At 61.9% G+C, this 6,660-nt stretch carries 6 protein-coding genes and 1 pseudogene; 3 read left to right on the top strand and 4 right to left on the bottom strand.

What is annotated here, in order from left to right; genetic code table 11:
- Positions 1-476: 476 nt before the first annotated feature.
- The gene (locus tag CXY80_RS00750; RefSeq protein ID WP_092453158.1) at positions 477-803 is read right to left on the bottom strand and encodes a hypothetical protein; all 327 of its coding nucleotides are present in this window, start codon (positions 801-803) and stop codon (positions 477-479) included.
- Positions 804-1,377: 574 nt separating this feature from the next.
- Here CXY80_RS00750 and CXY80_RS00755 point away from each other — a divergent pair.
- A pseudogene (locus CXY80_RS00755) lies at positions 1,378-1,704 on the top strand (Dps family protein); the annotation flags it as partial.
- A 363-nt stretch (positions 1,705-2,067) separates the two neighbouring features.
- Here CXY80_RS00755 and CXY80_RS00760 read toward each other — a convergent pair.
- Positions 2,068-2,613 carry a hypothetical protein gene (locus tag CXY80_RS00760; RefSeq protein WP_146070605.1) on the bottom strand — a complete coding sequence of 182 codons (546 nt, stop codon included), beginning with the start codon at positions 2,611-2,613 and terminating at the stop codon, positions 2,068-2,070.
- A 480-nt stretch (positions 2,614-3,093) separates the two neighbouring features.
- On the opposite strand from CXY80_RS00760, the gene CXY80_RS00765 reads away from it, so the two are divergent.
- The gene (locus tag CXY80_RS00765; protein WP_146070606.1) at positions 3,094-3,420 is read left to right on the top strand and encodes an IS110 family transposase; all 327 of its coding nucleotides are present in this window, start codon (positions 3,094-3,096) and stop codon (positions 3,418-3,420) included.
- Between the two features lie 283 nt (positions 3,421-3,703).
- Here the strand turns inward: CXY80_RS00765 and CXY80_RS00770 are convergent, their stop codons facing one another.
- Complete coding sequence (locus CXY80_RS00770; protein ID WP_104131208.1) at positions 3,704-5,473, bottom strand: pyruvate dehydrogenase; 1,770 nt, start codon at positions 5,471-5,473, stop codon at positions 3,704-3,706.
- Positions 5,474-5,575: 102 nt separating this feature from the next.
- Here CXY80_RS00770 and CXY80_RS00775 point away from each other — a divergent pair, with 102 nt between their 5' ends.
- Positions 5,576-6,400 carry an IS30 family transposase gene (locus tag CXY80_RS00775; RefSeq protein WP_104131209.1) on the top strand — a complete coding sequence of 275 codons (825 nt, stop codon included), beginning with the start codon at positions 5,576-5,578 and terminating at the stop codon, positions 6,398-6,400.
- Here CXY80_RS00775 and CXY80_RS00780 read toward each other — a convergent pair.
- On the bottom strand, positions 6,361-6,660 hold a 300-nt coding region (locus tag CXY80_RS00780; RefSeq protein WP_146070607.1), incomplete at its 5' end, for a transposase. The two genes, CXY80_RS00775 and CXY80_RS00780, sit on opposite strands and share 40 nt — an antisense overlap.

Genomic DNA, 6,660 nt, shown 5'->3' on the forward strand with positions numbered 1-6,660 from the left:
CCAGTCGACTTCGAACTGCAATACTCATCACAGACCGCGGAAGTTCAACTCGCCGCTTAACCCGTGTCCACTAACCGGGGGCAAGGCCAGCCACACCGTTCTTTTCGCTGTTGCCAGCGTGATACCTCTCATTGTGTTCCACCCGATCACAGTGCTAACGAGCCCCTCGTTGCCTCGCAACCGTATGGGCCGGACCATGAAGCCTCCCGGTAATCGTCTGCGCACAAGCCGGACCGGCCCTGACTGCACCCAATCGAACGCACCGCCATGGGCGTGTCATGGGGCCTGCGCCGGTGAGCCTTGACGCTGGCGCCCATCCAGCCGGACGTGACCCGACAAGCTGCTACCTATCGGCTCGCTGGAACAACACCACGTCTATGAACATGACGGACTCGCATCCGAGGAAAATTCGATGCCTCTGCGACCGCGCGGAAAAAATCCACAGGAATCAAACAGGGATGGCAAAGTCAACACAATTACGACGGGCTGACCGCGCCCCACTCCATTGCCGTGACGACCACCGCACAGATGAGAAAAATAATCACGATCAGCAGGGTAAACGTTGCAAGGAGGCCGAGCCGCAGTCGTCTACGACTCACGGCAAAACGGATGACCACCATCGCCGCATACAGAACCAATACGATAACCAATCCTGTGGTCGCGACCCCGGCTGGGCTGAGCCACTGCATAGCGAAAAGTAGCCCGGCGCAGATGAGCGTAAGAGCGCCACCCACCACAAGCCAGATAGCGCCCATCGACGTAGTCAGCGATCGTTGATCGCGCACTCGCTGCGACTCTGACATTATCGGCATCCTTCCGTCTCGTCTTGCGCAGTACCCACGTTGCCACTCGCGAGAAGAAAATGCCAGAGCCAAGCACGCATCTGCTCCCTCTGTGCCCGTTCTCCGCCTACCCTCATCGACGTTTTGTGTCGTCACAATTCTTTTGTCCCTCAGCACTCGGCACCGGTCTGCGATGGAATATTCGACCAATGGGGCATTGTGGAGTGATGCTCTCCTAAAACTAAAGATCAGCCTGACCGCACCACGCCAAAATTCACCGATTGCACCAGGTATGTTTCAGACTCCGCGATGCTGAGAAACCCACCTTCGACTGGCCCGACTGGTGCAATGATCGAAGGTTGCATAGCTCTCTCGGTAACGTGCACCTGAAAAGTACAAGTGCAACTATTACGCTGATGAAAATGACCCATGAAAAAGCGAAGCCGCCGGCAAACGGCGGCATAAGAACTGGGACGGTCCAGTAGGCGGGGAGCCGGCTGATCATTAGGCCGACCTGCTTCCCGCTCGTAATGAAAGGAACTCCATGAAAGCATCCGCACAACTCGGCAGCAACTTGTAGTCAGTCCTGGTTGACATGATCGAGCTTCACATCCAAGGCAAGCAGGCGCACTGGAGCGTGGTGGGCAAGAACTTCCGCGACTTACACCTCCAGCTCGACGAGATCATCACCGACGCGCGTCTGTTCTCTGACGAGCTGGCCGAACGAATGCGCGCCCTTGACGCCCTGCCCGACGGCCGCTCCGGCACAGTGACAACGACCACACACCTACCCGCATTTCCCGACGGAGAAGTTGATACGACTGAGACGGTGACCCTGATCACGGCGCTACTGAACACTACTGTCGACAACATCCGTGCCGTGCACGACGAGGTCGATGAGGAAGACCCGACCAGCGCCGAGAACCGCACCCCACGCAAGCCCACCACCAAAGATTCCACCCGGCCGGTGGGTAAGGCGTAGCGAGACGACCAGACACCTGGTCAGTGAGCTCAAAGAACTCGAACACGTACGAGTCTTTGGCTGCCCGACGCCCAAGTTCCCAATCGGCAAGGGCAGCTGCCGCGTGAAGTTGGTGGGAGCGGATCCGATTCGTTCGCGAGTGCGGTTGATGATCTGATTCATCAGCGCTTTACGCGACCACTCCGACAGGAAGGGCAAGAGCGGTATCGGTGGTCATATCCTCTAGTCCGCCCGCTACATCAGTCTCCGCGTTCACCCCGACTCCACCCATCAGCTGGTCAACCGCCCGCGGCGGCTTCCGCGCTACCCATCGAACACTTCCCCACTAGCGAAGGCCGCGTCCAGTGGCGCCGCCTTCACGAGAGCTGCTGGACACTCCGCGAAAATGACCCGATCCACTAACGGCGTCGCTTCCGGATAAAAACGCGCCGTGATTCCGTAGCAGGTGAAGACAGAGCTCGGACCGTCGTAATAGAGCACCTCATCGGCGGAATCATCGGATCGAGGTCCAGAGCTAATGAACACAGAGAACTCCGCAGTCGACTCGGTTGAGGAGATATCGTACAAGACGACCCCGCCGTCCTCGACTCCGAGGTCTGCCACCGAGGCTGCTGCTCTCTCCCAGAGTGCGCTGTCGACAGAATCGAGGTACGCCGTCGGCTCGTTTACCAACGGCGCGTAGATACTTCGAGACAGGGGATCTTCGAAACTGGCAACTTGTCGCCAGAGGACACCATCAATTCTGCTGTCGTAACCGTGATACTCAGTACTGCAACCGGCCAAGGCCACAGCCGGCACGATGGCGCAGACGAGGGCTGCTCCCCACCTCGCCCTAAGCATTGTCATCACGGTCAGTCTCTCATAGCGGCGAATCCAAAGGACGGCTTCCTTCCTGACCGATGCGAATGGTCGTAAAGGGGCACTTGCGCCCACGGCCCTATCGCGGAGTACGGAAATCCGTCTCGTACGATCACGCTGTTGCAACAAGCAATTTCACGACAGGTGCTCTACGAGCCGGCTCCGTTAGCGTACGTTTTATTCCTTTTTCTGAGGCGACCCCGGCTGGGCGGCGGCGGATGATGATGGTGTCGCAGTCGACGCCGGTGTGTCTTAGCGCTTCGATCCTTTTTACGAGCGTGGTGTGGAGGGCTTCCACGGGAACCGTGGTGTGGAGGGCTTCCACGGGAACCGTGGATTGGTGCCGCAAGCCCAGCAGCATGGGGTTTAATGAGCCCGGTTAGTAGATTCCTGAATCATTTTCCCCGCCCTTCCCGCGGCACCTGGCACCACCGTCCGGCGGTGCCGTTAGAAGCAGATGCGAAGGAGTAGATGATGGACATCGTGCACGAACGTGCCGCGGGGATGGAGATCTCCAAACGCGACGCGAAGGTCTGTATCCGAATATCGGGGACACGCGCGGGAACATTCAGCAAGACCGCGGCCACGTATGGGTCGACGACGAACGAGATCGTGCGCCTGCGCCGTGACCTGGAGGAGTCCGCGGCGACGGTGGTGGTGGAGGCCACCGGCGACTACTGGAAACCGTTCAATTTTCTGCTGGCCGAGTCGCTGAACGTGGAACTGGCCAAGGCAAAAACTGCGCGCAATATCCCGGGACGTCAATCCGATCTCTCAGAAGCGAGGTGGTTAGCCTAGCTCGCCGCCCACAACCTGCTGCGGGCCAGTTTCGTGCCACCAGAGCCGATCCGCCAGCTGCGGGACCCGAATCGCACCCGGTCGAACCTCACTCACGAGCGCACCCGCGATCCCGTTCGCACTGCTGCAGGGCAGCATCTTCAGCCGCATTAAGGCGCTCACCTACGTCGTCTGCGTGCACCTGTTGTTCGACCTCGTCGTGTTCCGCGTGCATGCGCACAATCGCGAGTGGCTGCAGGTGTTCGTGTACTGACCGACTCGCTCGCAGACAGCGCGACGGCCGCTACAGGCCAGGCAAATGGCGGATGTTCGACCGCGCCATCCGCACCGTCTCCCCCACGCCGCCGTTCAGGACGACCTTCGACAGCGCGAGTCCGAAGCCCTTCACCTGGTCAGCGGTGATCGTCGGAGGCAGCGACAGCGCGTTCGGGTCGGTGATGATGTCGACGAGCGCAGGACCGTCGTGCGCGAGTGCCTCCGCGAGGGCGCTGCGGAGCATTCGCGGGTCATCGACACGCACCGCATGGAATCCGACCGCCTTCGCGATCGTCGCAAAGTCGACAGCGGGAACGTCGACACCGAAGTCAGGCAGCCCGTCGACGAGCATCTCGAGCTTCACGAGGCCGAGGGTCGAATTGTTGAAGACGACGACCTTCACCGGCAGCTTGTAGGCGACCGCCGTGATGAGCTCACCCATGAGCATCGACAGCCCGCCATCGCCCGCCATCGCGACGGTCTGTCGCCCCGGGTAGGCGAGCTGCGCACCGATCGCCTGCGGCAGAGCGTTCGCCATCGACCCGTGCAGGTAGCTGCCGATGAGCCGACGGCGTCCGTTCGGGGTGATGTAGCGGGCCTGCCAGACGTTGCACATTCCGGTGTCGGCCGTGACAATCGCGTCATTCGACATCAGCTCGTCGAGAACGGATGCCGCAAACTCCGGATGGATCGGAATCGTCGTCTCAACGTCGGTGTACTGAACGTCGGTGTACTGACCGACGACCGAGTCGAGCAGCCTGTGGTGGCGATCGAGGGTCTTCTTGAGGAACCTGCGATTGGTCTTTGGAGCAATGAGCGCGGTGAGCGCCGCGATCGTGGAGCGTACGTCGCCGTGGATCGGATACTCGACGTTCGCCCGCCGTCCGATGTGGTCAGGTGCACTGTCGACCTGGGCGATCATGACCTTGCGCCCGTCGGGCAGGAACTGGTCGTATGGAAAGTCGGTGCCGAGCAGGATGAGCAGCTCGGCATCGTGGATGCCGGCGTGAGCGGCACCGTACCCGAGAAGTCCCGTCATACCGACGTCGAAGGGGTTGTCGTACTGGATGTACTCCTTGCCGCGGATCGAGTGTCCGATGGGAGCGGCGAGGAGGTCCGCGAAGGCGACGACCTCGTCGTGGGCGCCCGCGACACCGATGCCCGCGAAGATCGCGACCGTCTTCGCCGAGTCGATCGCCGACGCAAGCGCGCGGATGTCCGCCTCATCCGGAACCAGCGCCGCCCGCGACGGCAGCACGAGCGTCGGCGCTGGGCGGTCGGCGTCGAGCTCGGCGAGGTCGCCGGGAATCGTGACGACCGCGACGCCGCGGAGACCGATCGCATGCCGCATCGCGGCGTTGATCACCCGAGGCGCCTGCTTGGCGGTCGAGATGAGCTCGCAGTAGTGGGAACATTCGACGAAAAGCCGGTCGGGGTGCGTCTCCTGGAAAAACGACGTGCCGATCTGGTTGGTCGGCAGGTGGCTCGCGATCGCGAGCACGGGTGCGCCGGAGCGATGAGCGTCGTACAGTCCGTTGATCAGGTGCAGGTTGCCGGGGCCCGAGCTGCCCGCACACACGGCGAGTTCGCCGGTGAGCTGAGCTTCGGCGCCGGCAGCGAACGCTCCCGCCTCTTCGTTGCGCACATGGATCCAGTCGATGCCGCCCTTCCTCGACCCGCCACTGCGCCGCACCGCGTCGACGATCGGGTTAAGGCTGTCGCCGACGATGCCGTAGATGCGCCGCACCCCGGCGTCTGAGAGCTGTGCGATGAGCTGATCCGCAACGGTATGAGCCATGCGACCCAGTCAAGCACATGCCGCGCCGCGGGGCCACGGGTGGCCATACCCGCAGGGGCGTATTCCAGCCAACGTCGCAACACCTGAGTTCTAGGAGTAGCGATGACAGACAGTTCCCGAACCCGTAAGAAGGTTACCGGCGCGCTGCCAATGACCGAGACACGTGTTGAATATGCTCGGCTCATGAGGCAGGGAATCAGCAACGCCGAGGCGTGTCGAACACTGAAAATCAATCGGCGAACAGGGATGCGCTGGCGCCACGGCCGGACCGTGAAAAAAGCGCACGGCCGCGAGACGACCTACGCCCCAATCTCCCGGATCGCCCCCACCGTAATCTCCCCGCGGTACCTGTCCGAGGACGAGCGGGTGCACATCGCCGACGCGCTGCACGCCAGCACGTCCCTGCGCCAGATCGCAGCAGCGCTGGGGCGAAGCCCATCCACCATCAGCCGAGAAGTGCGCCGCAATCAAGCCCCGCGCGCCAAGCGATACGCACCCCGAGCCGCTCAAACATTCGCCGACGCGGCACGTAAACGCCCTCGACAAAGCAAGATCGCCGCGACTACGCCACTGCGCGACGCGATCCAAAAGAAGCTGAAGGAACGGTGGAGCCCGCGACAGATCAGCTACCAATTGAGCGCCGACTTCCCCGGCCAGCCAGCCATGAACGTCGTCCACGAGAGCATCTACCAAGCCCTGTATTCGCCGCAGAATCACGGTCTCACGCGGGAGATGACCCGTCACCTGCGCACGGGCCGACGCGGACGGTTACCCCGGCGCAGCACCACCGCGAGGCGTTCACGCTTCTCGGGTCCGCTCCTGAGTGAACGACCCGCCGAAGTCGACGACCGCATCATCCCCGGTCATTGGGAATCTCAATGTCTTTGTCAAGCGGCGAGGGGCCGGTGGATGGCAGGTTCTTGGTAGGGGGTGTGGTCGCGCAGCATGGCCCAGATGACGTTGATGAGGCGTCGGGACAGAACGAGGAAGGCTTGTTTGTGTGACTTTCCTTCCGCCCGTTTCCGGTCGTAATAGATTCTCGAGGCGGGGCTGTTTTTCAGGCTCGACAAGGCGGCGAGGTAGCAGGTGCGCAGGAGTCGCCGGTTGAATCGGCGGGGCCGGTGGTGGTTGCCGCTGATGCGGCCGGAGTCTCTGGGAGCTGGTGCGACGCCGGCAACGCTTGCAAG

The sequence above is a fragment of the Cryobacterium sp. M91 genome (assembly GCF_002929615.1).
GTDB lineage: Bacteria > Actinomycetota > Actinomycetes > Actinomycetales > Microbacteriaceae > Cryobacterium > Cryobacterium levicorallinum.